Origin of the sequence: Ferrigenium kumadai (assembly GCF_018324385.1) — a bacterium.
GTDB lineage: Bacteria > Pseudomonadota > Gammaproteobacteria > Burkholderiales > Gallionellaceae > Gallionella > Gallionella kumadai.
The window spans coordinates 2,395,326-2,422,273 of record NZ_AP019536.1 but is presented as its reverse complement, the minus strand read 5'-3'; the positions used below and the strand labels follow the sequence as shown (position 1 = coordinate 2,422,273).

The following is a 26,948-nucleotide window of genomic DNA, read 5'->3' as shown; positions in this document are numbered from 1 at the left end:
CCCGCACCGTACCTGCCCACTGACAGCCGGTCAATATGCCAAACGGCCTATATATTCTCGAGCAGCAGTTCGCCCATGTTTTAGCTCGAGCAGTAGGGCATTCAAGGTACTCCCCGCCAAGAAGAAAGCTGCTAGCATGCTTCCTCGCCTGCAATAGGCAACCGTGTGTGCTTCTTGAATCGATAGTTTCGGAGGGCGCGTCATGAACCAGAAGAAATTCGTCTACTCCTTTGCGGAGGGTGATGGCAAGAACAAGAAACTCTTGGGCGGGAAGGGCGCGAATCTGTGCGAGATGACGCAGATCGGGCTGAACGTGCCGCCGGGTTTCACCATCACCACCGAGGCCTGCCTCGACTATCTGGATGCCGGGCACAAGCTGCCTGAAGGCCTGATGGATGCGGTGCGCAATCACATGACGCAGCTGGAGCAGGCGACCGGCAAGGGTTTCGGCGACTTGAACAATCCGCTGCTGGTGTCGGTGCGTTCCGGCTCGGCCATGTCCATGCCGGGCATGATGGATACCATCCTCAACCTCGGGCTCAACAGCCAGACGCTGCAGGGCCTCATCTGGCAGACGGATGACGAGCGCTTCGCCTACGATGCCTATCGCCGCTTCGTGCAGTTGTTCGGCAAGGTCGCGCTGGGCATGCCCGACTCGCTGTTCGAGGAGCCCTTCGAGGCCATCAAGCAGCGCGAGGGCGCGATGGAAGACATCGCGCTCACCGCGGACAACCTGCGCGAGGTCACCGATCTGTTCCTCGATGCGGTGCACGGCCATACCGGCAAGCCTTTCCCGGAAGATCCCTACGAGCAACTCGAGATCGCCATCCAGGCGGTGTTCAATTCCTGGATGGGCAAACGCGCCGTGGACTACCGGCGCGAGTTCAAGATCACGCCGGAGATGGCCAACGGCACGGCGGTCAACGTGTGCACCATGGTGTTCGGCAACCGCGGCTTCGATTCGGCCACCGGCGTGGGCTTCACGCGCAATCCGGCAACGGGCGAGAACCAGATGTTCGGCGAATATCTGGTGAACGCGCAGGGCGAGGACGTCGTAGCGGGCATCCGCACACCCAAGCCCATCGCGCGCATGGCCGAGGAGATGCCGGACCTGCACCGGCAACTGGTCGAGTTGCGCGACAAGCTGGAGAGCCACTACCACGAGGTGCAGGATTTCGAGTTCACCATTGAGCGCGGCACGCTGTACTGTCTGCAGACGCGCAACGGCAAGATGAACGCGCACGCCATGGTACGCACCTCGGTTGAGATGACCGAGAGCGGCCTGATCAGCAAGGAGCAGGCGCTGCTGCGCATCGACCCCGAGGTGCTGCAGCAGATGCTGTTCCCCCGTCTCGATCCGAAACACGGGGCGATCTCCCTGGCCAAGGGCTTGCCCGCCTCGCCCGGCGCGGCCTGCGGGCGCGCGGTGTTCGATGCCGACCGCGCCGAAGAGATGGGCCACAGCGGACAGCTGGTGATCCTGGTGCGCGAGGAGACCAAGCCGGAGGACATCCACGGCTTCTTCGCCGCGCAGGGAATCTTGACCAGCCGCGGCGGCAAGACCTCGCACGCGGCGGTGGTGGCGCGCGGCATGGGCAAGCCCTGCGTCGCGGGTGCCGAGGGCATCCACGTGGATACGCAGGCGCGCAAGGCGACCATCGGCGAGACGGTGATCCGGGAAGGCGACCTCATCACCATCGACGGCACCACCGGCGATATCTATCTGGGCGCGGTGCCCATGGTGGAGGCCGAATTCACCGATGATCTGCGGACCCTGCTTTCCTGGGCCGACCAGGCGGCGAGGCTGAAAGTCATGGCGAATGCCGACAGTCCGCAGGATGCGCAACGCGCCCTGAGCTACGGCGCGACGGGCATCGGCCTGTGCCGCACCGAGCGTATGTTCAATGCCGCAGATCGGCTGCCCATCGTGCTGGAGATGATCGTCGCGGACACGCTGGAACAGCGGCAGGAGGCGCTGGACAAGCTGTTGCCGATCCAGCGCAGCGATTTCCAGGCGCTGTTCGAAGTGATGTCGCCGCGCCCGGTGACCATACGCCTGCTCGATCCGCCCATCCACGAGTTCCTGCCGACCGAGTCGCAACTAGTGGCCGAGCTCGAACATCTGCGCCAGCTGCGCAGCACGGCCCGCGGCGTGGATATCCTGATCGACACGATTCGCCTGTTGCCGCCGGGCGATGCGGCGATGCACGAAATCAGTTCATTGGCCGACTCGGGCGTGGTGGATGCAGCCATCGAGAAAAAAGAGGCCATCCTGAAAAAGGTGCGCTCGCTGCATGAGGTCAATCCCATGCTGGGACACCGCGGCGTGCGCCTGGGTATCACCTTCCCGGAGATATATTCCATGCAGATCCGCGCCATCCTCGAGGCCTCGGCGGAATGCACGCGGCGCGGTATCGCCAACCATCCGGAGATCATGGTGCCGCAGGTCTGCACCTCGGAAGAACTGAAGGCGGTGAGGACGTTCGTCGATGACCTCCGGCAACAGGTTGAGGCTTCCACAGGCCAGCAGTTGGATTTCAAGTTCGGCACCATGATCGAAGTCGTGCGCGCCTGCCTGCGTGCCGACAAGCTGGCCGAGGAGGCGGATTTCTTCAGCTTCGGGACCAACGACCTCACGCAGGCGACGTTCTCATTCTCGCGCGAGGATGCCGAGAACAAGTTCCTGCCGATGTACAACGCGGTGAAGATCCTGCGCGACAACCCGTTCGAGGTGCTGGATACGCAAGGGGTCGGCAAGCTGATGGAGCTGGCCGTCAACTGGGGACGTGAGGTCAAGCCGGAGTTGAAGATCGGCATCTGCGGCGAGCACGGCGGGCATCCCGCTTCCATCGGTTTCTGCCACCGCATCGGACTCAGCTATGTCTCCTGCTCGGCGCCGCGCGTGCCCATCGCCCGGCTCTCGGCCGCGCATGCGGCGTTGAAAAATAACGCTTGAGCGGCTTGCTGGGAACCAGTTTCTTTGCCAACATTCTCCCCTTGGCTGTATCGATCAATAAAGGGGAAAAAATGCTGAGCAGCTTGACCGAGTTTGTGATTCTCGGAATGACCACCGAAGGTGAGCCGTTCAATGTACCCGGTTGGGGAGACAGGCTTTGTGGCCTGATTGCAGATCAGGGGCAGGGGAATCGTGTCGTTTACTCCAACTATCTGCATCCCGCGGTTATCGGCGGATTGCCGGCGGTGATCATGTCTGCCGGCCTGGCAAAGGATGATCCCGTTGCGTATCAGACGATTCAGCAATTCGTTCAAGAAAATAAACTGAAGGTCCGTTCCGGGCGCATCGGTAGCGTTTCCGGTTCCTATCCGGCCATCCAGGAGCGCCGCGAATACATCAGGAGCTAGCCGCGGGCGGCTGTCCGGCTTCGGAAGTTCAATTCACTGCAGGGTAGAACAGCACCAGCCGATATCCGGTCGGCTTGAGGTCGCCGACGTCGAGGCGCAGTTTGACCACGAGTTCATGGTTGGGCAGCAGGCCGATCTGTTCCTTTTCGACTGGAGGCAGATAGTCGGCGGGGCGGAACACGCGACGCGCCAGCGCCTTGTCGTCGATGTCGTTCAGCGTGAGTTCCAGCTCGGGGAAGGCTTGCGCATAAGACGCACGGTTGCGCAGCAGCGCATGCAACGTAATGAGGTTCCCATGTGCCGGGTCGGCCTCGAGGTCGGACGATTCGATGCCCATCAGTTCGTTGTTGTGCGGCAGCGGCACTTCGCATTTGAGCGGCTGGCACCAGGCAATCAGCGCGGGCTTCAGGCCGGGCATGCGCGCGGCGAGTTCGACGCGGAAGAAGTAGGCGGCCTGTGCCAGTAACACGATGGTCAGCAGCGATGCGCTCACGGCCCAAGGCCAGATGAGCTTCTTTCGCGGCTGGGATTCTTCAGTCTCTTCCTCGACGATGGCGACCCGTTCGGCCAGCGTCATCGGCTGTGATGCTTCCCCTTCGTGGTGGACTTTCAGTTCGTCGTGCCCGGCTTCGCTTTGCGCAGCGGTGACCGCCTCGAGGAAGTCCAGCGTCTCGTGGTCTGTGGCTTCTGTCGGTGCCGCCGCCGCTTCGGCGATCTCTTCCGTCGTGGGGGCGGTCGAGATGTCGACTGTGGTTTCGGGTTGCGGAGATGCCGGTTCTTCCTGCGTCAGCGGTTCCGGGAACCCGGCCGCGCTCAGGAGCTCATCCACCTCGTCGCGGACCACCTCTTCGGCAGGAACTTGGATGGACACTTCCTCAACGGCGTGCGACTCAGGCTGCGGAGCCGCTTCTTCCAGTATCGGCAGTTCGAGTTGGGGAATGGGTTCGTCTGGGATGAAGCCGGGACGGGCGTCGAACGCCTGCAGGCAGTGCCCGCAGCGCACCATGCCGTGGTGCGCTTCCAGTTGCGCCTCGGCGATCTTGAAGCGGGTGTTGCAGTGGGGGCAGAGCGTGGTGCCGTCCATGCGTGACGCCTCCTAGCGTTTCGTCCCCGACAGGCAGGACCAGCCGTCCTCGAACACGGGGGCGTCCAGGTCGAACCATTGTGCGTAGATATCCATCACGTCTTGCGCCTGCTCCTCGAGTATCCCGGAAAGCACGATGCGGCCGCCCTGTCTCGTTGCGTTCGCCAGCAAGGGGGCGAGCATGCGCAGCGGGTTGGTCAGGATGTTCGCCACCACCACGTCGTAGGTGTCCTTGGGCGCATAGTTCGGCATGTAGAACTGCACGTTCTCGACCTGGTTGGCGACGGCGTTGTCGCGGCTCGCGACCACCGCCTGCGAGTCTACATCAACGCCGACGGCGCGTGCAGCTCCGAGCTTGAGTGCGGCGATGGCGAGGATGCCCGAGCCACAGCCGTAGTCCAGCACCGATTCGCCGCCCTTGATGTTGTTGTCCAGCCAGCGCAGACAGAGGCGCGTCGTGGGGTGGCTGCCGGTGCCGAAGGCGAGGCCGGGGTCGAGCACGATGTTGATCGCGTTCGGGTCGCTGGGCGTATGCCAGGTCGGCACGATCCAGAGGCGCGGCGAGATCGGGATGGGGTCGAACTGCGACTGGGTGAGGCGCACCCAGTCGTTGTCGGCCAGCGTCTCGATGCGGTGCTCGGGCAGGTCCTTCAGTCCGATCTTGTTCGCTGCCTGGCGCAGGATCGCGGCAACGTCCTGGTCGTCGTTGAACAGGGCGCTGACGCGGTTGTGCTGCCACACGCCGGGAGGCGGTTCGCCGGGCTCGCCGAAGATCGCCTGTTCGTCCGGCGTGTCGGCGTCAGCGTCGAGCAGGTCCACCGACAGCGCGCCCAGTTCGAGCAGCGCTTCGCTCAGCGCCTCGGCGTGTTCCGCGTCAGTGTCGGCGATGAGGGTCAGCCAGGGCATTACTTGCTCTTGCTGCGTTCGGCCAAACGCTCTTCGAGGTAATGGATGCTGGTGCCGCCGTTCATGAACGCGGCGTCCTGCATCAGCTCGCGATGCAATGCGAGGTTGGTGTCGATGCCTTCGACCGCCATCTCGGACAGCGCCGTGCGCATGCGCGCCATGGCCTGCTCGCGCGTGTCGCCGTAGGCGATGAGCTTGCCGATCATCGAGTCGTAGTGCGGCGGCACGAAGTAGTTGGCGTACACGTGCGAATCCACGCGGATGCCGGGGCCGCCGGGCACATGCCAGGAGGTGATGCGTCCGGGCGATGGGATGAACTTGTACGGGTGTTCCGCGTTGATGCGGCACTCGATGGCATGGCCGCGGAACTCGATGTCGCGCTGCTTGAACGGCAGCTTTTCGCCCGCGGCGATGCGGATCTGCTGCTGCACGATGTCGATGCCGGTGATCATCTCGGTGACCGGGTGCTCGACCTGCACGCGGGTGTTCATCTCGATGAAGTAGAACTCGCCGTTTTCGTACAGGAACTCGAAAGTGCCGGCGCCGCGGTAGCCGATCTTGCGGCAGGCTTCGGCGCAGCGCTCGCCGACCTTGTTGCGCAGGCGCGGGTTCAGCAGCGGAGCCGGGGCTTCCTCGATGACCTTCTGGTGACGTCGCTGCATTGAGCAGTCGCGCTCGCCCAGGTACACGGCGTTGCCGTGCTGGTCGGCCAGGATCTGGATCTCGATGTGGCGCGGGTTTTCCAGGAACTTCTCCATGTAGACCATGGGGTTGTTGAAGGCTGCAGCTGCCTCTGTCCTGGTCATGGTCACGGCGTTGAGCAGCGCGGCCTCGGTGTGCACCACGCGCATGCCGCGTCCGCCGCCGCCGCCCGCCGCCTTGATGATGACGGGGTAGCCGATGGTGCGCGCGATCTTGATGATCTCGGCAGGATTGTCCGGCAATGCGCCGTCCACGCCGGGCACGCAGGGCACGCCGGCTTTCTTCATTGCCGCCTTGGCGGAGACCTTGTCGCCCATCAGGCGGATGGTGTCGGCGCGCGGGCCGATGAAGACGAAGCCGCACTTCTCGACGCGCTCGGAGAAGTCCGCGTTCTCGGACAGGAAGCCGTAGCCGGGGTGGATGGCCTGCGCATCGGTGACCTCGGCCGCGCTGATGATCGCAGGGATGCTCAGGTAGCTCTGGTTCGACGGCGCAGGGCCGATGCACACCGACTCGTCGGCCAGCTTGACGTATTTCGCGTCGGCGTCCGCTTCGGAGTGGACGACGACAGTCTTGATGCCCAGCTCGCGGCAGGCGCGCTGAATTCGGAGGGCAATCTCGCCGCGGTTGGCGATCAGGATCTTTTCAAACATTTTGGATGCTCCGGACTCTGGATGAGGCGCGCTTGCGCGCGCCTGCGACGGAATTAACCGATGACGAACAGCGGCTGACCGAACTCGACCGGCTGGCCGTTCTCGACCAGGATGGCCTTGATGACGCCGCCCTGGTCCGCGTCGATCTCGTTCAGCAGCTTCATCGCTTCGATGATGCACAGCGTGTCGCCGCTGTTTACGCTCTGGCCGACGTCCACGAAGGCCTTCGCGCCCGGGGACGGCGAGCGGTAGAACGTGCCGACCATCGGCGACTTCACGATGTGACCTTCCGGCGCCGCTGGAGCGGCTGCCGCGGCTGCAGGTGCGGCTGCGGGAGCGGCGGCCACCGGTGCTGCGGCGACTACGGTCTGCGCTGGGGCGACGATGTGTTGTGCGGCTACGGTGCGGGTGATGCGCACGCGCTCTTCGCCCTCGCTGATTTCCAGTTCGGCGATGCCGGAGCCTTCAACCAGCTCGATCAGTGTCTTGAGCTTGCGTAAATCCATGATGACCTCCTAAAGATTTAGTTTTTATGGTTCAGTGCATAACGCACTGCGGATTCGTAACCTGATGCGCCGAGGCCGCTGATCACGCCGACGGCGAGATCGGAGAAGAACGATTCCTTGCGGAATGCCTCGCGCGCGAACACATTGGAAAGATGCACTTCGATGAAAGGGATGCCCACCGCCGCCAACGCGTCGCGCAAGGCTACGCTGGTGTGGGTGAACGCCGCCGGATTGATGACGATGAACTGTGTGCCGTCGTTGCGTGCCTGTTGGACCCGCTCGATCAGCGCTGCTTCGGCATTGCTCTGGAAGCAGAACATGTTTGCGCCGTTCTCGCCCGCTAATGCCATTAATTTCTCGTTAATTTCATCCAACGTGACGCGACCATACACCTCCGGCTCGCGTGTTCCGAGCAGGTTCAGGTTGGGTCCATGCAGTACGAGGATGTTTTTCATGCGCGCAGTTTGCCGCAAATTGGGTTGGTTTGTCTACCTTTTCGCGGCAATTGCACGAAGGAGGATATCGAGGGCTAGACACCCATAAAGAAGTAAACGGTGAGGGCGATGCCCAGCAATGCGACGGCCAGGTTGGTGACGATGCCGGGGCTGACCCGGTAACCATCCGGGATTTCGACGGGCTTCAGCGTCCTGAGAACCTTGCGGAATTGCACCGTCGAGTAGGCGGCGACTGCCGCGCCCAGTACCACGAAGGCCAGTCCCGTCCAGAACGAGAGGCCGCGCTGCAGGGGCAATGCTTGCTGGGGCATGAGGATGGCAACGAACAGTCCGAATCGCTCGATGACGAAGCCGAAGGCCATCAGGGCGAGGCTGGTTCGGTTCCAGGCCAGCAGTGTCCGCTCGGCGGCGAAGAACACTCTCGGATCGTTCAGGTCTGACATGGCTTCCTCGCTTTATTAAGCGGCATTGCCTTTACAGCCCCGCGGCCTGCAGCGACTGCAGGAACTGCGCGGCGTCTTGGTAGCCCGTCACGCGGTGGTCGATCTCCTTGCCCTGGGTGTCGAAGAACAGCGTGGCGGGCGGGCCGAACAGCTGGAAGCGCTTGAGCAGCGCCTTGTCGTCGTCGCTGTTGGCGGTGACGTCGGCTTGCAGCAGCACGGTGTCCTTCAGTCTGGCCTGCACCGTCGCGTCGCTGAATGTGAAGCGCTCCATCTCCTTGCAGGAGACGCACCAGTCCGCGTAGAAATCCAGCATTACGGTCTTGCCTCTGGCCTGGGCGATGCGGGCATCGAGTGCGGCGAGGTTGCGGACGCGCTCGAATTGCAGGCTCGCAGGCGCCTCGACGGTGCCGCGCCCGAGGTTGCCCAGCGGACGCAGGATGTCGCGCGCGCCGGAAAGCGCGCCGATCAGGTAGGCCGCCCCGAGCAGCAGCGCGAGGATGCCGAGCCCCTTGCCGAGCTTGCGCATCCCGTGCGCGTTATGCGGCAGCGGGTCGAGGGCGTGCAGGTAGATGGCCGAGAAGATCAGCAGCGCCGCCCACAGCATCATCTGTGCGGAAACGGGGATGACCGGCGAGACGATCCAGATCGCCAGCGCCAGCAGCAGCACGCCGAAGAAGCGCTTCACCGCCTCCATCCAAGCGCCCGCCTTGGGCAGCAGTACCCCCGCCGAGCTGCCGATCAGCAGCAGCGGCGCACCCATGCCCAGCGCCAGCGCGAACAGGGCGGCCCCGCCCAGCACCGCGTCGTGGGTCTGTCCTATATATAGGAGTGCGCCCGCCAGCGGGGCGGCGACGCAGGGTCCCATGATGATGGCGGACAACGCGCCCATGGCGAATACGCCGGACAGATGGCCGCCGTGCAGTTTGTTGCTGGTGTCGGTGAGCTTGCTTTGCAGCGCGGAGGGCAGCTGCAATTCATAGAAGCCGAACATCGACAGCGACAGGATCACGAACAGCGCGGCGAAGCTACCCAGCACCCACGGCGTCTGCAGTGCATTGGAGATCAGGTGGCCCGAATAACCCGCTGCCACACCCGCAATGGCATAGGTGATGGCCATCCCCAGCACATAGGCCAGCGACAGGATGAAGGCGTGCATGTGGGTGATCTTGTGGCCGCGTCCGACGATGATGCCGGACAGGATGGGGATCATCGGGAACACGCAGGGTGTCAGCGCGAGCAGCAGGCCGAAGCCGAAGAAGCTCGCGATGACCAGCCAGAAGCTGCCTCCCTTGAACAGGTCCGCAATGCGGGCGTTGTCGTCACCGGCCGGCGGCAGCGCCTTCGGCGGCGCGGCGGGCGCGTTGCTCAGCGCGGGCAGCAGGCTGACGGTGATGGTCTTGTCGATGGGCGGATAGCACAGCCCGTCGTCGCTGCACCCCTGATAGCGCGCATTCAGCGTCAACGGCTGGGCGGGATCGGCCTGTTCCAGCGTCAGCAGCGCCTGGAACGGCTGGTGGTAGACCTGGATCAGGCCGAAGTTCGGATCGTTCTTCTCTTCGCCCTTGGGCAGATCGACGCGCGCGATCTTCGTCTTGCCGCCGGCGACGCTGAACTCGACCTTGTCGCGATACAGGTAGTATCCGGGCGTGACGCTGAAGCTGGCCTGCAGCGTGTTCGCGTCGCGCACGGCGACCTGCAGTCCGAACGCCTCGTCCGGCGGCAGGAAGGTCGGCTGCTTGCCGCCGCCGAGGTTGTCGAGGAATCCGGCCTGGGTGACGGGAGCGACGAGACACATCAATAGCAGCAGTACAAAACGCATGGTCTATTCCTTGGTTTCCTGATTTACCCAATCGAGATAGGCGGGCAGGCCCTGGTCAATCGAGACCGCAACGATCTCGGGAAGTTCGTAGGGATGCACCTCGCGGATCAACTGCTCGAGGCGCGGATAAGCCGCCCGGGTGGTCTTGATCAGCAGCGGCACTTCCGTGGCTGTCTCGACCTTGCCCTCCCAGCGATAGATCGAGGTGCAGGGCGCGAGCCGGTTGACGCAGGCAGCGGCGCGTTGCTCGATCAATCGCTGCGCAAGTGCCGTGGCGGACTGTTCGTCCGGCAGGTTGGTGAACACCAGCAATGCGTCGGTCATTTGGCGAACCGCAGTCCCAGTTGCAGCAACTCGTCCCACACGTCGCCCTGGCGCAGGCCCTTGATGGTCTTGTCCAGGCGCGCGGCCTGTTGCATGGCGCGCTCGATGTGCGGGAATTTCATGCGGCGCGCCGCGTTCTCGATCAATCCCTGGCGCGGGCCCCAGACCCGCGCGTCGCGCATCGCGTTGGCGAGGTTGCCGCCGCGCTGCACTGCCTGCAGTACCTTGCCCAGCGTGCGGACATCCTCGGTGATCGCCCACAGCACCAGCACGGTGGCGGTGCCTTCGGCGCGCAGCCCCTCCAGGATGCGTGCGAAACGCGCCGCGTTGCCGGTCAGCATCGCCTCCGACAGCTTGAAGATGTCGTAGCGCGCCACGTCCATCACCGCGTCCTTCACATCATCGAGCGACAGCTGTCCGGCGGGGAACAGCAGCGCGAGTTTCTGGATCTCCTGGAACGCGGCGAGCAGGTTGCCCTCGCAGCGGTCGGCGAGGAATTCCAGCGTGGCGTTGTCCGCCGTCTGTTCCTGCCGCTTCAGACGTCCCGCGATCCAGCGCGGCAGGGCGCCGCGCGGCACGTCGTCGGCGGTCACCATCACGCCATTCCGTTCCAGCGCCGCGAACCATTGGCTCTTGCGCGCGGTGTTGTCGAGCTTGGGCAGGGTGATCAGCGTGAGTATGTCCGGGCTGAGGTTGGCAACGTATTCCTGCAGCGCCTGCCCGCCCTCGACGCCCGGCTTGCCTGACGGGATGCGCAGGTCGATGACCTTGCGTTCGGCGAACAGCGATAGGCTCTGCGCGCTGTTGCGCAGCTCGGCCCACTTGAAATGCTGCTCGACGGTGAATGTGTCGCGCTCTGCATATCCGGCGGCGCGTGCCGCGGCGCGGATGCCGTCCGCCGCCTCGATCGCCAGCAGCAGCGCGTCGCCGTACACCACGTACAGCGGCTTCAGTCCCGAAGCGAGATGGCGCGGCAGGTCGTCGCTGGCGATTTGCATGGCTTATTGCGGCGGCAGTGCCTTGGAACGGCTCAGGCGGCGGATGATCTGTTGCACCATGTCGGTACGCATGCTCTGGACGAGCATGGCCTCTTCCTGTTCCTTGGCGAGGATCTTCGTGTCGTCGTAGGAGTAGTCGCGGCGTATCTCCATTATTTCGGTTGGTATCCAGTCCCGCTGCTGGTTGTCGTACGCGCGTACCGAGACGCGGTAGAACAGCTGGAACTCGCTCACGCGCCCGCCTCCGGAAAGCGACAGGATCTGTTTGTCGAGCACTTCGGATTCGATGCTGAGGATCACGTCCGCCTTCTCGGCGCTGTTCACCAGTTTGATGTTGTTTACCGTCAGGTTCTGGCGCAGGTCGGCGATGAACGGCGTGTTGGGATTGGCCGCGTTCAGGTACAGGGTACTGAAAGGCATCCCGGCATGGCCGCGCAGGTGGAAGCCGCATGCAGTGAGCAGCAGGGACATCAACAACACAAAGACACGCATGACGCTCTCCCGTAGGGGCGGGTTTCAAACCCTCCCATTGATGTATTGAAAGATAACGGGCGGGTCTCAGACCCGCCCCTACGATTACACAACCACGTTGATCAATCGGCCCGGTACCACCACGACCTTCTTCGCGATGCCTCCCGCCAGTTGCTTCACCACCACCTCATGCGCCAGCGCGAGCTGCTCGATGGCCGCCTTGTCGGCATCCTTCGATACGCGCAGGCTGCCACGCAGCTTGCCGTTGATCTGGATCACCAGTTCGATCTCGTCCTGCACCAGCGCCGCCGGGTCCGCCTTGGGGAAGGACTGGTCGAGCAGGTCGCTGCCCGGGCGCAGCTCGGACCACAGAGCCTGGCCCAGGTGCGGCACGATGGGGCTCAGCATCAGCACGATGGCTTCCAGTGCTTCCTGCATCACATGACGCGCAGCGGGAGTCTGCTCGGTGAATTTGCCCAGCGCATTGAGCAGCTCCATGTTCGCCGCGATCGCGGTGTTGAAAGTCTTGCGGCGGCCGAGGTCGTCGTCCACCTTGGCGATGGTCTGGTGCAACTGGAAGCGCAGCGCCTTGGCAGCCGCGCTCAGCTCGCCTTCGCGGTAGGCTGCGACCACGCCCGGCGCGACGTGGTCGGACACGGCCTTCCACACGCGCTTGAGGAAGCGGTATGAGCCTTCCACGCCGGCATCCGACCATTCCAGCGACTGGTCCGGCGGAGCGGCGAACATCATGAACAGACGCGCGGTATCGGCGCCGTATTCGTCGATGATGGCCTGAGGATCGACGCCGTTGTTCTTCGACTTCGACATCTTCTCCGTGCCGCCGATGACGACAGGCAGGCCGTCGGCCTTGAGCGTCGCGCCCGTCGGGCGGCCGCGCTCATCGGTTGCCACATCCACCTCGGCCGGATTGATCCACAGCTTCTTGCCGTTGGATTCCTCGCGGTAGAAGGTCGGCGCGATCACCATGCCTTGCGTCAGCAAATTCTTGAACGGTTCATCGCCCGGCACCAGGCCTTCGTCGCGCATCAGCTTGTGGAAGAAGCGCGCGTACAGCAGGTGCAGGATGGCGTGCTCGATGCCGCCGATGTACTGGTCCACGGGCAGCCAGTGCTGCGCGCTGGCCTTGTCCACCATACCGGTCTTGCACTGCGGGCTGCTGTAGCGCGCGTAGTACCAGGACGACTCGACGAAGGTGTCCATCGTGTCGGTCTCGCGCTTCGCCTTGCCGCCGCACTTGGGGCAGGTGCACTCGTAGAACTCGGGCATCTTCGCCAGCGGCGAGCCCGCGCCGTCCGGCACCACGTTCTCGGGCAGCACCACGGGCAGCTGGTCGTCCGGCACGGCTACGTCGCCGCAGCTCGGGCAGTGGATGATGGGGATCGGGCAGCCCCAGTAGCGCTGGCGCGAGATGCCCCAGTCGCGCAGGCGGAACTGCACCTGCTTGTCGCCCAGGCCCTTGGCCTTCAGGTCGGTGGCGATAGCGTCCACGGCGGCGCCGTAGCTCAGGCCGTCGTACTTGCCGGAATAGATGCACACGCCTTTTTCCTTGTCGCCGTACCACTCGGCCCACGCGTCGGTGGAGAAGGTCTCGCCCGCGACCTGGATGGACTGCTTGATCGGCAGGTCGTATTTCTTGGCGAAGCCGAAGTCGCGCTCGTCGTGCGCTGGCACGGCCATCACCGCGCCTTCGCCGTAGCCCATCAGCACGTAGTTGCCGACCCATACCGGCACCTGTTCGCCGGTGAGCGGGTGGGTGACCTTGAGGCCGGTGTCCATGCCCTTCTTTTCCATCGTGGCGATATCGGCCTCGGCCACGCCGCCCTGCTTGCATTCCTCGATGAAGGCGGCGAGCGCCGGGTTGTCCTGCGCGGCGCGGGTCGCAAGCGGGTGCTCGGCGGCCACGGCGACGAAAGTCACACCCATGATGGTGTCGGCGCGGGTGGTGTAGACCCACAGCTTCTCGTCGTTGCCGTGCGTGAACGCGAAGCGCACACCGTAGCTCTTGCCGATCCAGTTCGCCTGCATGGTGCGGACCTGCTCCGGCCAGCCCTCGAGCTGGTCGAGGCCGGACAGCAGTTCCTCTGCGTATTGCGTGATGCGGAAGAAGTACATCGGGATGTCGCGCTTCTCGACGACGGCGCCGGAGCGCCAGCCGCGGCCGTCGATCACCTGCTCGTTCGCGAGCACGGTCTGGTCGATCGGGTCCCAGTTCACCGTCGAGGTCTTCTTGTAGATCACGCCCTTCTCGAACAGGCGCGTGAACAGCCACTGCTCCCAGCGGTAATACTCCGGCGTGCAGGTTTTCACCTCGCGCGACCAGTCGATGCCCAGCCCCAGCGACTTCAGCTGCTGCTTCATGTACTCGATGTTCGAGTAGGTCCAGGCGGCGGGCGGCACGTTGTTCGCCAGCGCCGCGTTCTCGGCGGGCAGGCCGAAGGCGTCCCAGCCCATCGGCTGCATTACGTTGTAGCCCTTCATCCGGTGGTAGCGCGAGAGCACGTCGCCGATGGTGTAGTTGCGCACATGGCCCATGTGCAGCTTGCCCGAAGGGTAGGGGAACATCGACAGGCAATAGTACTTGGGCTTGTCGCCGGATTCGACGGCGAGGAACGCCTTGCGGTCCTCCCAGTGCTGTTGGGCTTGTTGTTCGATGGAGGCCGGGTGGTAGTTCGGTTGCATGTTTCTGGATTTTGGGCTGAATTCGATGGATTGCGCATTATAGCGGCCTTGGCAGGGGGCTGCGTAGCTCTCTGGTGCGCTCGGGGGGGATTCTGTTATAGAATCCCGCCTCAAAATTTTTATTAATGTTGTTTCAGGAGAGTGGATTATGTCCCGTAAGCATCCCGTTATCGCCGTCACCGGTTCGTCCGGCGCAGGCACTACTACCGTCAAGCGCGCGTTTGAGAACATCTTCCGCCGCGAAAGCATCAAGGCCGCCGTCATCGAAGGCGACAGCCTGCACAGCCTGGACCGCATGGCGTTCCGCGCTGCGGCAGCCGAGCACAGCAAGAACGGCAACAACCATTTCAGCCACTTCGGCCCGGAAGCGAACCACTTCGAGAAGATCGAAGAGATGTTCAAGACCTACGGCGACACCGGCATGTGCAAGCGCCGCTACTACGTGCACAGCGACTTCGAAGCCGAAGAGCACAACAAGCACTTCAACTTGACCGACCTCAAGGCCGGCGTGTTCACACCGTGGGAAGACATCGAAAGCGGCACCGACCTGCTGTTCTATGAAGGCCTGCACGGCTTGGCGCAGAACGAGGAGAAGGGCGTCGATGCCGGCCGTCACGTGGACCTGGGCATCGGCGTGGTTCCCATCGTCAACCTCGAGTGGATCCAGAAGATCCATCGCGACAAGGCAGAGCGCGGCTATTCCGCCGAAGCGACCGTGGACACCATCCTGCGCCGCATGCCGGACTACATCAAGTACATCACTCCCCAGTTCTCGCGCACGCACATCAACTTCCAGCGCGTGTCGACCGTGGACACCTCCAACCCCTTCATCGCGCGCGACATCCCGACTCCGGACGAGAGCTTCGTGGTCATCCGCTTCCGCGATCCGAAGGGCGTGGACTTCCCATACATGCTCAACATGATCCCGGACTCCTTCATGTCCCGCGCCAACACCCTCGTGGTGCCCGGCGGCAAGATGAGCTACGCGATGGAAATCATCCTCGCACCGATCATGCACGAGATGATCGAGAACAAGAAGAAGTAAGCAACACTGTCATGCCGGACTTGCTCCGGCATCCAGAGAACGGGGAAGCGGCGACGCTTCCCCGTTTTGTTTGGGGCAATGCCAAGGCCTAGCTGTGCAGACTGCGCTCTAATAGTGCGGCGGCCTTTCGTTTGCCGGCGGCTTTCCCTCACTTCCCGCTTCGGCCAGCGCCCTGAGTTGTTTTGCGAGCGCTTCGCAGATCGCTTCCAGTCGTTCTATCTTCTGTTGCTGCTGGTAGATCGTCTTGTTCAGTTCCTCGCTCAGGTCTTCCTGGTAGGTGATCTTTGTTTCGATGTTGATTAGACGTTCTTCAATCATGGGGCGATCCTGAGGGTTCGGCGACTGGCCGGGAAAATGGCGGCCATTCTAGCGCGGGGCCGCGATTCATGCCTGGCTTCGGGCTCCGCACATTACCCCATTATCATTTCTCCTGGAAAAGTCTAGGATGGCGGTCCGCAGTGCCAGTGATTGTCCGTTCAATTCATACCAAGGAGGCAGCCATGAAGAGCAGATTTCTTTTGGTTTTGTTGTCTGTAGCGGGCCTGATGCTGGGCGCGCAGTCCGCGCTGGCCGCCAGCGCGGCGGTGCGTGAGATGGCGGGAATCATGATGCATCTGGAGCATTATCCCAGCGATGCGGAGAAGGTCAGGCTGAACGCCATCGCCGCCGACAAGGGCAGCACTGGTCAGGAGCGCGTGATCGCAACCGCGATCGGGAACCTGAGGCACGAGGTCGCCGCCGGGGATGCGGACAAGCTCAGAAAGGTGACAGGCGACATGTCCGCGCCGGCAGAGGTGCGCGACCTGGCCGGCATCGTCCTGAACATCAGCCACATGCCGAGCGCGGCGGATAAGCGCAAGCTGGAAGCGATGATGAAGTAGGCGGCATGGCCCTTTCTGCCTGTCAGTTCCGACCACCATGCAACTCATCAATCCGCGCACGCTGCATGTCTTGAGACACCCTGTTGCCTTTGCGCTTCAGGTGCTGAAAGCGTTTCGGGCGAATCAGGGCCTGCTGCTTGCCGGTGCGGTGGCCTACTTCGCGTTGCTCTCCATCGTGCCACTGCTCATCCTCATGGTGATCGCGCTGTCGCAGGTGATCGATCAGGGGGCGCTCCTGGCCACGGTGCGCAGGGCGCTGGAATACGTCGTACCGGGCGAAAGCAGGGCGGTGGTGATAGAGCTGAAGGCGTTCCTTGATAACCGTGCGGTGATCGGATGGGTGCTGTTGATCACGATGCTGTTCTTCAGCTCGCTCGGCTTCAGGGTGCTTGAGAGCGCAATGTCGGTGATCTTTCGGCACAGGATGCAGAGGCTTCGGCGGAATTTTCTCGTTTCCCTGCTGCTGCCCTTCGGTTACATCACTTTTATCTGCGCGCTGCTGTTCGCGGGCGCGATCGTGATCGCCGATCTGGTGGCGATGGGCGCCGAGAATGTCGTTCTGTTCGGGCACAGCTGGTCGCTGAGCGGCTTCTCGCACTTTCTGATCTACAGCGGCGGTCTCCTCGGGGAAGTCCTGCTCATTTCGGCGATCTATTACTTCATGCCGGTCGGCAGACTGCCGGTACATCACGCGCTGATCGGCGGCGTGACGGCTGCCTTGCTGTGGGAGGTCGTCCGCTTCGCGTTGCGCTGGTACTTCGGCACCCTGTCTCAGGTGAGCGTGGTGTACGGGTCGCTGACCACGGCCATCGTCCTGCTGACCAGCCTGGAGGTGGCCGCCACGCTGCTGTTGCTGGGGGCACAGGTGATCGCGGAATACGAACGCATCGAAGTCGGTGAGGCCACGACCCTGCAGATGCGGATGCGTACCAAGATCAAGTAGGAGCGGGCCGATGCGTTAAGTGCCGAAGCGCCGCCTGTGGGATAATTGCGCCATGAATTCCCATCTGCTTTCCGGTCTCAATCCCGAACAACGTGCCGCCGTCGAACTTCCCGCCCAATCCGCGCTGATCCTTGCGGGGGCGGGCAGCGGCAAGACGCGCGTGCTGACCACGCGCATCGCCTATCTCATCAGCACCGGGCAGGTCAGCCCCCACGGCATCCTCGCTGTGACTTTCACCAACAAGGCGGCGAAGGAGATGGTGACGCGATTGTCGGCGATGCTGCCGATCAACACGCGCGGCATGTGGATCGGCACTTTCCACGGGCTGTGCAACCGCATGCTGCGCGCGCATTTTCGCGAGGCGAACCTGCCGCAGACGTTCCAGATCCTCGATTCGGGCGACCAGCTCTCCGCCATCAAGCGCGTGATGAAGGCGCTCAACGTCGACGACGAAAAGTATCCGCCGCGCGAGATGCAGTGGTTCATCAGCGGCAGCAAGGAGCAGGGGCTGCGCGCGCACGAGGTGGAGGCCTACGATCCCTATACCAAGCGCAAGGTGGAAGTGTTCGCCGAGTACGACGCGCAGTGCCAGCGCGAGGGTGTGGTGGATTTCTCGGAGCTGCTGTTGCGCTGCTACGAGCTGCTGTCGCGCAATACGCAGCTGCGCGAGCATTACCAGGAGCGCTTCAAGCACATCCTGGTGGATGAGTTCCAGGATACCAATCCTTTGCAATACCGCTGGCTGAAACTCCTGGCAGGCAAGGAAAATGCGCTGTTCGCGGTGGGCGATGACGACCAGTCGATCTACGCTTTCCGCGGCGCGAACGTGGGCAACATGCAGGAGCTGCTGCGCGACTTCCACGTCGAGAGCGTCATCAAGCTGGAGCAGAACTACCGGTCGCACGGAAACATCCTCGAGGCGGCGAACGCGCTGATCGAGCACAACCGCAACCGCCTCGGCAAGAATCTGTGGACCTCGGAAAGCGGCGGCGAGAAGCTGCGCGTGTACGAGGCTCCGACGGATGTGGACGAGGCCGCTTTCATCGTCGAGGAGATCCAGCAGCTCAAACGCGAGGGCGTGAACCTCACCGAGATGGCGCTGCTGTACCGCTCCAACGCGCAGTCGCGCGTGCTGGAACATGCGCTGGTGTCGGCGGGGCTGTCGTACCGCGTATACGGCGGACTGCGCTTCTTCGAGCGGCAGGAGATCAAGCACGCGCTGGCCTACCTGCGCCTGATGGAGAACACCGACGACGACAATGCGCTGCTGCGCATCATCAACTTCCCCACGCGCGGCATCGGCGCACGCAGCCTCGAGCAGTTGCAGGAAACGGCCAGGATGAACGGCACCACGCTGTGGGATGCGGCGGCGCGTGCGGGCGGCAAGGTCTCCGCCTTCGTCGCGCTGATCGAGTCGCTGCGCAGCGCGACGAAGGATCTGCCGTTGCCGGAGATCATGGATCATGTGCTGGAGCACAGCGGTCTGGTCGCGCATTACGAAAGCGAGAAGACCTCTGCCTCGAAGAAGCGCGAGGCGGAAGAGCGGCTGGAGAACCTGAACGAACTGGTCAATGCCGCGACACTGTTCGTGCACGAGAACGAGGACGACAGCCTCACCGCTTTCCTGACCCACGCTTCGCTCGAAGCGGGCGAGCATCAGGCGGGCGACAGCGAGGATGCACTGCACCTGATGACGGTGCATGCAGCCAAGGGCCTGGAGTTCCACACCGTGTTCATCACGGGGCTGGAAGAGGGATTGTTCCCTCACCAGAACAGCCAGAACGTGGACGGCGGACTGGATGAGGAGCGCCGCCTGATGTACGTGGCGATCACGCGCGCGCGGCGCCGGCTGTACCTCACCTTCGCTCAGAGCCGCATGCTGCACGGCAAGGTGAACTACGGCATGGCGTCGAGCTTCCTGCGCGAGCTGCCGGAAGAGCTGCTGCTCTGGCTGACGCCGCGCGTGAGCGCACGCCGGACATTCGGCAACAGCAGCTACGAAACGAGCAGCTACGTTGCGGCGTTTGGCGGGGCATCAGCAGAGCCCGCACCTCCGCCACCCGGTGCGTTGTGGAAGATGGGTCAGCGCGTGTTCCACCAGAAGTTCGGCGAGGGCACCGTCACCGGCATCGAGGGCGGCGGCGCGGACGCGCGCGTACAGGTCAACTTCAAACACGCGGGCAGCAAGTGGCTCGCGCTCGAATATGCCAAGCTCACTGCCGTCTGACGTGGTGCAGGATGAGCGGCTGCGGCTCATCGTCGACAGCTACCGTCGACTGACAGGCAGACCGCTGCTAGACGAAGTGCCGGGAGGCGATGAGGCGTTGCGCCTCGCCCTCTGGGAAGCGCCGCGCGCCATCGTCGCTCATGGCACCGAAGCCGACCCCATATTTTTCTACGGCAACCGCCTGGCGCTGGAATTGTTCGAGATGAGCTTCGAGGAATTCTCCCGCCTGCCTTCGCGCCTTTCCGCCGAGCCATTGGCACAGGAGGCGCGGGTGAAGCTGCTGGCGAAGGTAGCGCAGCGGGGCTATGTGGACGGCTATTCCGGTATGCGCATCGCCAGCAGCGGCAGGCACTTCATGATTTCGGACTGCACGGTGTGGAACCTGGCGGATGAGGCGGGTATTCCGCACGGCCAGGCGGCGGTGTTCGTTCCACAGCTTTAGTCCCTTGCCGGATCGCAAGATGCTCGCGGTTTTGTAGGAGCGTGCCCTGCACGCGACAAGCGTCTTCGCGTGCAAGGCACGCTCCTACAAGCCACCTCTCTGGTTTTGGCTCGTCCGGCTTGACGACTTAATCAGCGTTGTCCTGGCTTTGTTGGGCGGGCGGCGGGAAGTTCGCGGCGATCTTGTCCGGCACTTCGCGCTTGGCGGCCTGTGCGGAGGCGCTGAATTCCAGCACCGCGGTGATCATCACCACGATCAGCGTCGGCATCAGGGCGATGCGCGTGAGCGCGGTCCACAGGATGTGCGCCATGTTCGGGTCTTTCGAGGCGCCGCTGACCAGCCAGGCGATGAAGATCAGCGCCGCCGTGATCGCATAACCCAGCATCAGCACCCTGGCGCGCGCGAAGGCGAGTTTCCAGTGAGCGTCGACGAACCAGCTGGTGGCCTTGCGGCTGCGCAGGTAGATGAAGGCGATCAGCGAGCCGGAGCAGACAAGCGGGATCAGCAGCCCGGCCATGCCGATCTTCATGCCGATCACGGCCGGGGTCATGAACAGGTCGAACAGGAACAGGCCCGAGATGAATAGGTTGTGCGGCGTCTGCGCCTTCTTGATTTCTGCTGCGGTTGCCTGGAATTGCATTTCTAGAGTGTGCCCTCGGTCGGTTTGTCGTCGTCGCCTGCGGCGGGCGCGGACTCGCTCTCTTTCTGCGGCGGGAAGATGCCGCTGTAGCAGGCATACAGCGAGGTGATCATGACGGGCATCAGCACCAGCCAGCCCAGCATCATCGGGATGCTCGCCAGGATCGCGAGCAGGATGAATGCGACGCCGTACACCAGCATCGGGCCGATGTTGGCGAGGAAGGCGCGGAAGCTGAGCTTCATCGCTTCGACGGGCGCGATGCCGTTGAAGTAGACCAGCATCGGTGCGAACTGCATCGCCATCAGCAGGACGCTGAACAGCGCGACGCCGATCAGGACGGCGAATCCCGCACCGGCGATGGCCTGTGCCATGACTTGCGGATCTTGCGGCGGCTGGCCGCTCATCAGGATGCTGACCAGGGTGGCGCCGCCGACCATCATCATCAGGCCGAAGATCAGGAATTGCCCCACCAGTGCGATGCCGCCCAGCGTGACCAGTTGCGCGGTATGCTGCTGGAAACCGCTGAACAGGTGCGCCAGTTCCAGTTCTTCGCCCTGTTCCAGCGCGCGGCAACCGACCATCAGGCCGACCATCACCGCGGGCAGCAGCAGGCTGGAGAGCGGTTCGCCCACGACGGGGATGGCGGACAGGCCCGCCATCGCGATGAAGCAGATCAGCAGCAGCACCATCCACAGCAGCGGCGCTTTCATGAACAGGGCATAACCTTGCTTCATCCACTGCCAGCCTTGCCCTGCCTGCAAGCGTTGCGGTTCCATATTGATCCCCTGTGTCATAGCCAGACGGTTTGTTGCGTTGAGATGTGGTTCTTCAGCACGCGTTCGAAGTGGCCCGGGTCGTGCGCATTGACCAGTTCGCCGTCGCGCGGCATGTGCTTGTCGTATAGGCGCGAGATCCAGAAGCGCAACGCGGCGAGGCGCAGCATCAGCGGCCAGGCCGCGCGTTCGCCGTCCGACAGCGGCCGCACCGCATGATACGCGCGCAGGAAACTTTGCGCCCGTGCGTCATCCAGCTTGCCGTCCGCATTCATGCACCAGTCGTTGACGGTGATCGCCACGTCGTACAACAGCGCGTCGCTGCAGGCGAAATAGAAATCGATCAGACCGCCGACGCGGTTCTCTTCGAGCAGCACGTTGTCGCGGAACAGGTCGGCGTGGATCACGCCCTGCGGCAGCGATGCGAAATTATTCTGCGCATGCAGCGCGACCTCACTGTCCAACAATGCAGCCTGCTGTGCGTCGAGGAAGGGGCGCACCTGCGGTGCCGTTGCGGCCCGCCATGCCGCACCGCGAGGGTTGGGCATCACCTGGCTAAAGCTTTGTCCGGCGATGTGCATCTGCGCCAGCATCGCACCGATGGCCGCGCACTGTTCATGGTTCGGCGCGGTGGTGGACTTGCCGGGAAGACGGGTGGCGATGCAGGCGGGCTTGCCGTTGAGCGTGCCGAGCAGCTGGTTGCGACGGTTCGCCACCGGGCTGGGGCAGGGAATGCCGTGCCGCGCCAGGTGCGCCATCAGGTTCAGGTAGAAGGGCAGGTCGTCCGCCGTGAGCTTCTCGAACAGCGTGAGCACGAAACGGCCGTTGCTGGTCGTGACGAAATAGTTGGTGTTCTCGATGCCGGCTGAGATAGGCTGCAATTCGAGCAGTTGGCCGAGCGAATAATCGCCCAGCCAGGCGGTCAGCTCCGCCTCGGAGACGCTGGTGAAAACGGCCATATCTTTTAGAACGTGTGAATGACCCAGCGCGGAACGCGCAAGCCGGAATCGAGGCTTTCCTGGCGCGAGAACTTGCCGTCGCCGCGGTCGTCGATCAGGTAGTAGGGCACGCCGTGCTTGGGCGTGACCTTGATCATGTACAGCTTGCCGTTGGCGCGGTATTCCTCCACGGTCTGTTCCTTTTCCGTGGTGATGGTCACCTCGGGCTCGTCCGCCGGCGCCTCCTGCGAATTGAACGCGGGAGGCGGAGGCAGAGGCTCGAGGTTGGCTGGAACCGGCGGCTGGGCGAAAGCGGAAAGGGACAAACCGCTCAGGAGCAAAAAGGCAGGGAGGCGCATCGCAGTGGTCTCGATGGATTGGAATGAGCGTATTTTAGCCGATTTACAAGTACAGCTGGCGCTCGCGTTCCGCCTCCGACGGCTCGAAGCCGCGCGTTTCGTAATGCTTGAAGATCGCGCTGACCACTTCCTCGGGATTGTCGGTGACCTGGATCAGGTCCATGTCCTCCGGGCTGATGAGTTTTTCCGCCAGCAGGGCGCTGCGGAACCACTCGATCAGTCCGCCCCAGAACTGGGTGCCCACCAGGATGATCGGCATCTTGCGGGTCTTGCCGGTCTGCACCAGCGTCAGCGCCTCCATCAGCTCGTCCAGCGTGCCGAAGCCGCCGGGCATCACCACATAGGCGCTGGCGAACTTCACGAACATCACCTTGCGCGCGAAGAAGTGCTGGAAGGTCTGGCTGATGTTCTGGTACAGGTTGCCGACCTGCTCGTGCGGCAGCTGGATGTTCAGGCCGACGCTGGGGGACTTGCCGTAGAACGCGCCCTTGTTGGCCGCTTCCATGATGCCGGGGCCGCCGCCGGAAATGACCGAGAATCCCGCGTCGGACAGCAGCCGCGCGATCTCCTCGGTAAGCTTGTAATAGGGCTGGCCGGGCTTGGTGCGCGCGCTGCCGAAGATGCTGACGGCGGGATGGATGCGGTTGAGGCGTTCGGTGGCAGAGACGAACTCTGACATAATGCCGAACACTCGCCAGGCTTCTTTGGAATTCCACCCGTCCGGTGTTGCGGGGGTGGGCAGTTTGGACAGAGTATTCATGCAATTATCCTTACGCAAAAAATTATGAAAAGCTCTTATCCCGGCACCGGGAAGACATTGCTCCTGGTGGACGGTTCGTCGTTCCTTTACCGCGCATTCCATGCCATGCCGGACTTGCGCAACCGCGAAGGTTTCCCGACCGGCGCGATCTACGGCGTGCTCAACATGCTGCGCAAGCTGCGCCATGACTACCCGGCGGATTATAGCCTGTGCGTCTTCGATGCCAAGGGCAAAACCTTCCGCGATGACATGTATCCCGAATACAAGGCGCACCGGCCCTCGATGCCGGAAGACCTCGCGCGCCAGATCGAGCCGCTACACCAGGCCATCGTTGCCTCGGGCTGGAACATCCTTGCGCTCGAGGGCGTGGAGGCCGACGACGTAATCGGCACGCTGGTGCAGCAGGCCGCGCGCGACGGCGTGCGCAGCATCGTCGCCACCGGCGACAAGGACCTCGCGCAGCTGGTGAACGAGCATGTCACGCTGGTCAACACCATGAGCAACGAGACGCTGGATGTGCCGGGCGTTTCCGCCAAGTTCGGCGTGCCGCCGGAACGTATCATCGATTACCTCACGCTTACCGGCGACGCGGTGGACAACGTGCCGGGCGTGGAGAAGGTCGGTCCCAAGACCGCCGTGAAATGGCTCACCCAGTATGGCACGCTGGACAACGTGATGCAGAGCGCCGGAGGGATCGGCGGCGTGGTCGGAGAGAACCTGCGCAAGGCCCTCGACTGGCTGCCGCAGGCTCGCCGCCTGCTCACGGTGAAGTGCGACGTGGAGTTGCCGCAGCCCTACAGTGCACTCGTCGCGCCGTCCGCGGACTACGAACAGTTGCGCACGCTGTATGAAAGATTCGAATTCAAGAGTTGGCTGCGCGAACTGAACGGCGAAGCACCTTCCGCCGCCCCCGCGAGCCGGGCGAAGAGTGCCCCCGTCACGGAGGACATGTTCGGCACCGAGCCGACCAATACCGGCCATGCACAGTATGACACCATCCTCACCGAGGCCCAGCTCGACGCCTGGCTGGAGAAGCTGCTCGCCGCGGAACTGGTATGCGTGGATACCGAGACCACCGGCCTCGACGTGATGGATGCGCAACTGGTCGGCATGTCGTTCGCCATCACGCCGCACCATGCCGCCTACCTGCCGCTGGCGCACATCTATCCCGGCGCGCCGGACCAACTCAAGCGCGAGCAGGCGCTGCACAAGCTCAAGCCGTGGCTGGAGAGCGCGCGCCACCACAAGGTCGGGCAGAACCTCAAGTACGACATGCACATCTTCGCCAACCACGGCATCGTGCTCGCGGGCATCCACGACGACACGCTGCTGCAGTCCTACGTGCTCGAGAGCCACAGGCCGCACGACATGGACAACCTCGCGCTGCGCCATCTCAACGTGAAGACCATCAGCTACACCGAGGTGGTGGGCAAGGGCGCGAAGCAGATCGGCTTCGATCAGGTGGATATTGACACCGCGACGCGCTACGCCGCGGAAGATGCCGACATCACCCTGCAGCTGCACCAGGCCTTGTCGCCGCAGATCGCGGTGCAGAGCGGGTTGCAGCACGTGTACCGCGACATCGAACTGCCGACCATGCAGGTGCTGTACCGGATGGAGCGCAACGGCGTGCTGCTGGATTGCGCGCTGCTTCAGGTGCAGAGCCGCGAACTGGGCGAGAAGCTGCTCGCGCTCGAAGCCAAGGCGCACGAGGCCGCAGGCCAGCCGTTCAACCTCAATTCGCCTAAGCAGATACAGGAGATCCTGTTCAACAAGCTGCAGCTGCCGGTGAAGAAGAAGACGCCGAGCGGCACACCCTCGACCGACGAGGAGGTGCTGCAGGAGCTTGCGCTGGATTACCCGCTGCCGAAGATCCTGCTCGACTACCGCGGCATGGCGAAACTGAAATCCACCTACACCGACAAGCTGCCGCAGATGGTGGATCGCAATACCGGGCGCGTGCACACCAGCTATTCGCAGGCGGTCGCCGTCACCGGGCGGCTCGCTTCGAGCGATCCCAATCTGCAGAACATCCCGGTGCGCACCGCCGAAGGCCGCCGCATCCGCGAGGCCTTCGTAGCCCCCCAGGGCAGCCGCATCGTCTCCGCCGACTACTCGCAGATCGAGCTGCGCATCATGGCGCACCTGTCCGGCGACGAGGGTTTGTTGCGTGCATTCGCCAACGGCGAGGACATCCATCGTGCCACCGCCGCCGAGATATTCATGGTCGCGCCAGACGCGGTCGACAGCGAGCAGCGCCGCTATGCCAAGGTCATCAACTTCGGTCTGATCTATGGTATGTCCGCGTTCGGCCTGGCCAAGCAGCTCGGCATCGAGCGCGGCGCGGCTACCGCCTACATCGACCGCTACTTCGCGCGCTATCCCGGCGTGGCCGACTACATGCAGCGCACGCGCGAACAGGCCAAGCAGCAGGGTTTCGTGGAGACCGTGTTCGGTCGCAGGCTATGGCTGCCCGAGATCAACGCCAGCAACGGCATGAAGCGCCAGGCCGCCGAACGCGCCGCGATCAACGCGCCGATGCAGGGCACGGCCGCGGACCTGATCAAGCTCGCGATGATCGCCGTGCAGCACTGGCTGGAAAAGGAAAAGCTACAGACGCAGCTCATCATGCAGGTGCACGACGAACTGGTGCTCGAAGTGCCGGAAAACGAATTGCCGCATGTGAAGGAGAAGCTGCGCGAACTCATGTGCCATGTCGCCGAACTCAAGGTGCCGCTCGAAGTGGGGCTGGGAGAGGGTGCGAACTGGGAAGCGGCACACTAGGGTTATGAACCCTGAACACCTGCAACTGCTGGTCACGCGCACCATGCCATTCGGGAAATACAAAGGGCGTTTGATCGCCGACCTGCCCGGGCATTACCTGAACTGGTTTGCCCGCGAGGGCTTTCCGCCCGGGCAGATCGGCCAGCTCCTCGCGTTGATGCAGGAGCTGGATCACAACGGCCTGTCCTCGCTGCTGGACCCGTTGCGCAAGCAACCTTCTGCCCGCGCAGATTAACTGCCTTGCTGTTGTTTCAACTTCTTGATTAGCTCGAGCAGCGCTCTCCTCCGATCTTCCAGTTCGAGATAGCGTGCCGAAAGGCCTTTCAGTTCGTTGGTGTAGTGCTGGATGCGTTGTTCGCGCTCCATCTGGGTGCGGACGACATCGTCGTAGTTCGGCGGGGGCGTGTTGATGTCCGTTCCATAGATGCTCTTGCCGTAAGGGTACTGCGACGTCGGCGGGCTTCCTTCCTGCACTTCCAGTCGGCGCAGGTCCCTGGTCATCTGGTAGTTCTGGTATACGGCCTGCTGTTCCTGGCGCACGTCGTTTAGCTCCGCTTCGAGCCGATTCAGTTTATCTTGCGTGCTCGTCTCGGCGAACACCCAGCTCGACGCGGTCAGCAACAGGAAGAGAAGGATTTGTTTCATGGCTGCTCCGGAAGAGGACACGAGAGCGTGTCGTGCCGTTGTGGCCGTCAGTTTTCCTGACGGGGCTGGAGCAACTTAACAAGAACC

The 26,948-nt window shown here is 63.2% G+C and carries 27 protein-coding genes; 9 read left to right on the top strand and 18 right to left on the bottom strand.

Features of this window, described 5'->3' with window-relative positions:
- The first annotated feature begins 202 nt into the window (after window positions 1-202).
- Entirely contained in the window at window positions 203-2,956 is a 2,754-nt protein-coding gene (gene ppdK, locus FGKAn22_RS11765; RefSeq protein ID WP_212785822.1) for a pyruvate, phosphate dikinase, read from the top strand.
- On the top strand, window positions 2,953-3,363 hold the full coding sequence (locus tag FGKAn22_RS11760) for a DUF3579 domain-containing protein (protein ID WP_212785821.1): 411 nt from the start codon (window positions 2,953-2,955) through the stop codon (window positions 3,361-3,363). Before ppdK ends, FGKAn22_RS11760 begins: the two co-directional genes overlap by 4 nt.
- A gap of 28 nt (window positions 3,364-3,391) precedes the next feature.
- On the opposite strand, the gene FGKAn22_RS11755 is transcribed toward FGKAn22_RS11760, so the two are convergent.
- The 11 genes from FGKAn22_RS11755 to leuS form a co-directional block, all read right to left on the bottom strand.
- Window positions 3,392-4,447: a zinc-ribbon and DUF3426 domain-containing protein gene (locus FGKAn22_RS11755; RefSeq protein WP_212785820.1), complete on the bottom strand. Its 1,056-nt coding sequence runs from the start codon at window positions 4,445-4,447 to the stop codon at window positions 3,392-3,394.
- 12 nt (window positions 4,448-4,459) lie between these two features.
- Complete coding sequence (gene prmA / locus FGKAn22_RS11750; RefSeq protein ID WP_212785819.1) at window positions 4,460-5,353, bottom strand: 50S ribosomal protein L11 methyltransferase; 894 nt, start codon at window positions 5,351-5,353, stop codon at window positions 4,460-4,462.
- Window positions 5,353-6,708, bottom strand: coding sequence for an acetyl-CoA carboxylase biotin carboxylase subunit (accC, locus tag FGKAn22_RS11745; RefSeq protein WP_212785818.1), 1,356 nt, complete (start codon window positions 6,706-6,708; stop codon window positions 5,353-5,355). The genes prmA and accC overlap by 1 nt, the downstream gene beginning before the upstream one ends.
- Before the next feature lie 53 nt (window positions 6,709-6,761).
- The gene (gene accB, locus FGKAn22_RS11740; protein ID WP_212785817.1) at window positions 6,762-7,214 is read right to left on the bottom strand and encodes an acetyl-CoA carboxylase biotin carboxyl carrier protein; all 453 of its coding nucleotides are present in this window, start codon (window positions 7,212-7,214) and stop codon (window positions 6,762-6,764) included.
- 17 nt (window positions 7,215-7,231) lie between these two features.
- Window positions 7,232-7,669: a type II 3-dehydroquinate dehydratase gene (gene aroQ / locus FGKAn22_RS11735; RefSeq protein WP_212785816.1), complete on the bottom strand. Its 438-nt coding sequence runs from the start codon at window positions 7,667-7,669 to the stop codon at window positions 7,232-7,234.
- A gap of 74 nt (window positions 7,670-7,743) precedes the next feature.
- The gene (locus FGKAn22_RS11730) at window positions 7,744-8,112 is read right to left on the bottom strand and encodes a YidH family protein (protein ID WP_212785815.1); all 369 of its coding nucleotides are present in this window, start codon (window positions 8,110-8,112) and stop codon (window positions 7,744-7,746) included.
- A 31-nt stretch (window positions 8,113-8,143) separates the two neighbouring features.
- The gene (dsbD, locus tag FGKAn22_RS11725; RefSeq protein WP_212785814.1) at window positions 8,144-9,931 is read right to left on the bottom strand and encodes a protein-disulfide reductase DsbD; all 1,788 of its coding nucleotides are present in this window, start codon (window positions 9,929-9,931) and stop codon (window positions 8,144-8,146) included.
- Window positions 9,932-9,934: 3 nt separating this feature from the next.
- Window positions 9,935-10,255 carry a divalent-cation tolerance protein CutA gene (gene cutA, locus FGKAn22_RS11720; RefSeq protein WP_212785813.1) on the bottom strand — a complete coding sequence of 107 codons (321 nt, stop codon included), beginning with the start codon at window positions 10,253-10,255 and terminating at the stop codon, window positions 9,935-9,937.
- A complete protein-coding gene (gene holA / locus FGKAn22_RS11715; RefSeq protein ID WP_212785812.1) occupies window positions 10,252-11,253 on the bottom strand; it encodes a DNA polymerase III subunit delta in 1,002 nt (333 codons plus the stop codon). Before holA ends, cutA begins: the two co-directional genes overlap by 4 nt.
- 3 nt (window positions 11,254-11,256) lie before the next feature.
- Complete coding sequence (locus tag FGKAn22_RS11710; protein ID WP_212785811.1) at window positions 11,257-11,745, bottom strand: LPS-assembly lipoprotein LptE; 489 nt, start codon at window positions 11,743-11,745, stop codon at window positions 11,257-11,259.
- An 84-nt stretch (window positions 11,746-11,829) separates the two neighbouring features.
- Complete coding sequence (gene leuS / locus FGKAn22_RS11705; RefSeq protein ID WP_212785810.1) at window positions 11,830-14,424, bottom strand: leucine--tRNA ligase; 2,595 nt, start codon at window positions 14,422-14,424, stop codon at window positions 11,830-11,832.
- 148 nt (window positions 14,425-14,572) lie between these two features.
- On the opposite strand from leuS, the gene FGKAn22_RS11700 reads away from it, so the two are divergent.
- Window positions 14,573-15,469, top strand: coding sequence for a phosphoribulokinase (locus FGKAn22_RS11700; protein ID WP_212785809.1), 897 nt, complete (start codon window positions 14,573-14,575; stop codon window positions 15,467-15,469).
- A 108-nt stretch (window positions 15,470-15,577) separates the two neighbouring features.
- Here the strand turns inward: FGKAn22_RS11700 and FGKAn22_RS11695 are convergent, their stop codons facing one another.
- The gene (locus FGKAn22_RS11695) at window positions 15,578-15,787 is read right to left on the bottom strand and encodes a SlyX family protein (protein ID WP_212785808.1); all 210 of its coding nucleotides are present in this window, start codon (window positions 15,785-15,787) and stop codon (window positions 15,578-15,580) included.
- A 182-nt stretch (window positions 15,788-15,969) separates the two neighbouring features.
- On the opposite strand from FGKAn22_RS11695, the gene FGKAn22_RS11690 reads away from it, so the two are divergent.
- The 4 genes from FGKAn22_RS11690 to FGKAn22_RS11675 are packed head-to-tail and all read left to right on the top strand — an operon-like array spanning window position 15,970 to window position 19,962.
- Window positions 15,970-16,350 carry a hypothetical protein gene (locus tag FGKAn22_RS11690; protein WP_212785807.1) on the top strand — a complete coding sequence of 127 codons (381 nt, stop codon included), beginning with the start codon at window positions 15,970-15,972 and terminating at the stop codon, window positions 16,348-16,350.
- A 37-nt stretch (window positions 16,351-16,387) separates the two neighbouring features.
- Entirely contained in the window at window positions 16,388-17,293 is a 906-nt protein-coding gene (locus FGKAn22_RS11685) for a YihY/virulence factor BrkB family protein (protein ID WP_212785806.1), read from the top strand.
- Window positions 17,294-17,345: 52 nt separating this feature from the next.
- Window positions 17,346-19,520, top strand: coding sequence for a DNA helicase II (gene uvrD / locus FGKAn22_RS11680; protein WP_212785805.1), 2,175 nt, complete (start codon window positions 17,346-17,348; stop codon window positions 19,518-19,520).
- Complete coding sequence (locus FGKAn22_RS11675; RefSeq protein WP_212785804.1) at window positions 19,498-19,962, top strand: MEKHLA domain-containing protein; 465 nt, start codon at window positions 19,498-19,500, stop codon at window positions 19,960-19,962. The genes uvrD and FGKAn22_RS11675 overlap by 23 nt, the downstream gene beginning before the upstream one ends.
- A 127-nt stretch (window positions 19,963-20,089) precedes the next feature.
- Here the strand turns inward: FGKAn22_RS11675 and FGKAn22_RS11670 are convergent, their stop codons facing one another.
- From FGKAn22_RS11670 to FGKAn22_RS11650, 5 genes are read right to left on the bottom strand one after another with little or no spacing between them, the layout of a single operon-like run.
- On the bottom strand, window positions 20,090-20,602 hold the full coding sequence (locus FGKAn22_RS11670; RefSeq protein ID WP_212785803.1) for a hypothetical protein: 513 nt from the start codon (window positions 20,600-20,602) through the stop codon (window positions 20,090-20,092).
- 2 nt (window positions 20,603-20,604) lie between these two features.
- Window positions 20,605-21,378: a BPSS1780 family membrane protein gene (locus FGKAn22_RS11665; RefSeq protein ID WP_212785802.1), complete on the bottom strand. Its 774-nt coding sequence runs from the start codon at window positions 21,376-21,378 to the stop codon at window positions 20,605-20,607.
- Between the two features lie 14 nt (window positions 21,379-21,392).
- Window positions 21,393-22,334: a homoserine kinase gene (locus FGKAn22_RS11660; RefSeq protein WP_212785801.1), complete on the bottom strand. Its 942-nt coding sequence runs from the start codon at window positions 22,332-22,334 to the stop codon at window positions 21,393-21,395.
- A gap of 5 nt (window positions 22,335-22,339) precedes the next feature.
- On the bottom strand, window positions 22,340-22,672 hold the full coding sequence (locus FGKAn22_RS11655) for a DUF2782 domain-containing protein (protein ID WP_212785800.1): 333 nt from the start codon (window positions 22,670-22,672) through the stop codon (window positions 22,340-22,342).
- A 43-nt stretch (window positions 22,673-22,715) separates the two neighbouring features.
- Window positions 22,716-23,432: an LOG family protein gene (locus FGKAn22_RS11650; RefSeq protein ID WP_212785799.1), complete on the bottom strand. Its 717-nt coding sequence runs from the start codon at window positions 23,430-23,432 to the stop codon at window positions 22,716-22,718.
- 24 nt (window positions 23,433-23,456) lie between these two features.
- Here FGKAn22_RS11650 and polA point away from each other — a divergent pair, with 24 nt between their 5' ends.
- Complete coding sequence (gene polA, locus FGKAn22_RS11645) at window positions 23,457-26,216, top strand: DNA polymerase I (protein WP_212785798.1); 2,760 nt, start codon at window positions 23,457-23,459, stop codon at window positions 26,214-26,216.
- Window positions 26,217-26,220: 4 nt separating this feature from the next.
- Window positions 26,221-26,451: a DUF3820 family protein gene (locus FGKAn22_RS11640; protein ID WP_212785797.1), complete on the top strand. Its 231-nt coding sequence runs from the start codon at window positions 26,221-26,223 to the stop codon at window positions 26,449-26,451.
- On the opposite strand, the gene FGKAn22_RS11635 is transcribed toward FGKAn22_RS11640, so the two are convergent.
- Entirely contained in the window at window positions 26,448-26,861 is a 414-nt protein-coding gene (locus FGKAn22_RS11635; protein ID WP_212785796.1) for a hypothetical protein, read from the bottom strand. The two genes, FGKAn22_RS11640 and FGKAn22_RS11635, sit on opposite strands and share 4 nt — an antisense overlap.
- Between the last annotated feature and the right edge of the window lie 87 nt (window positions 26,862-26,948).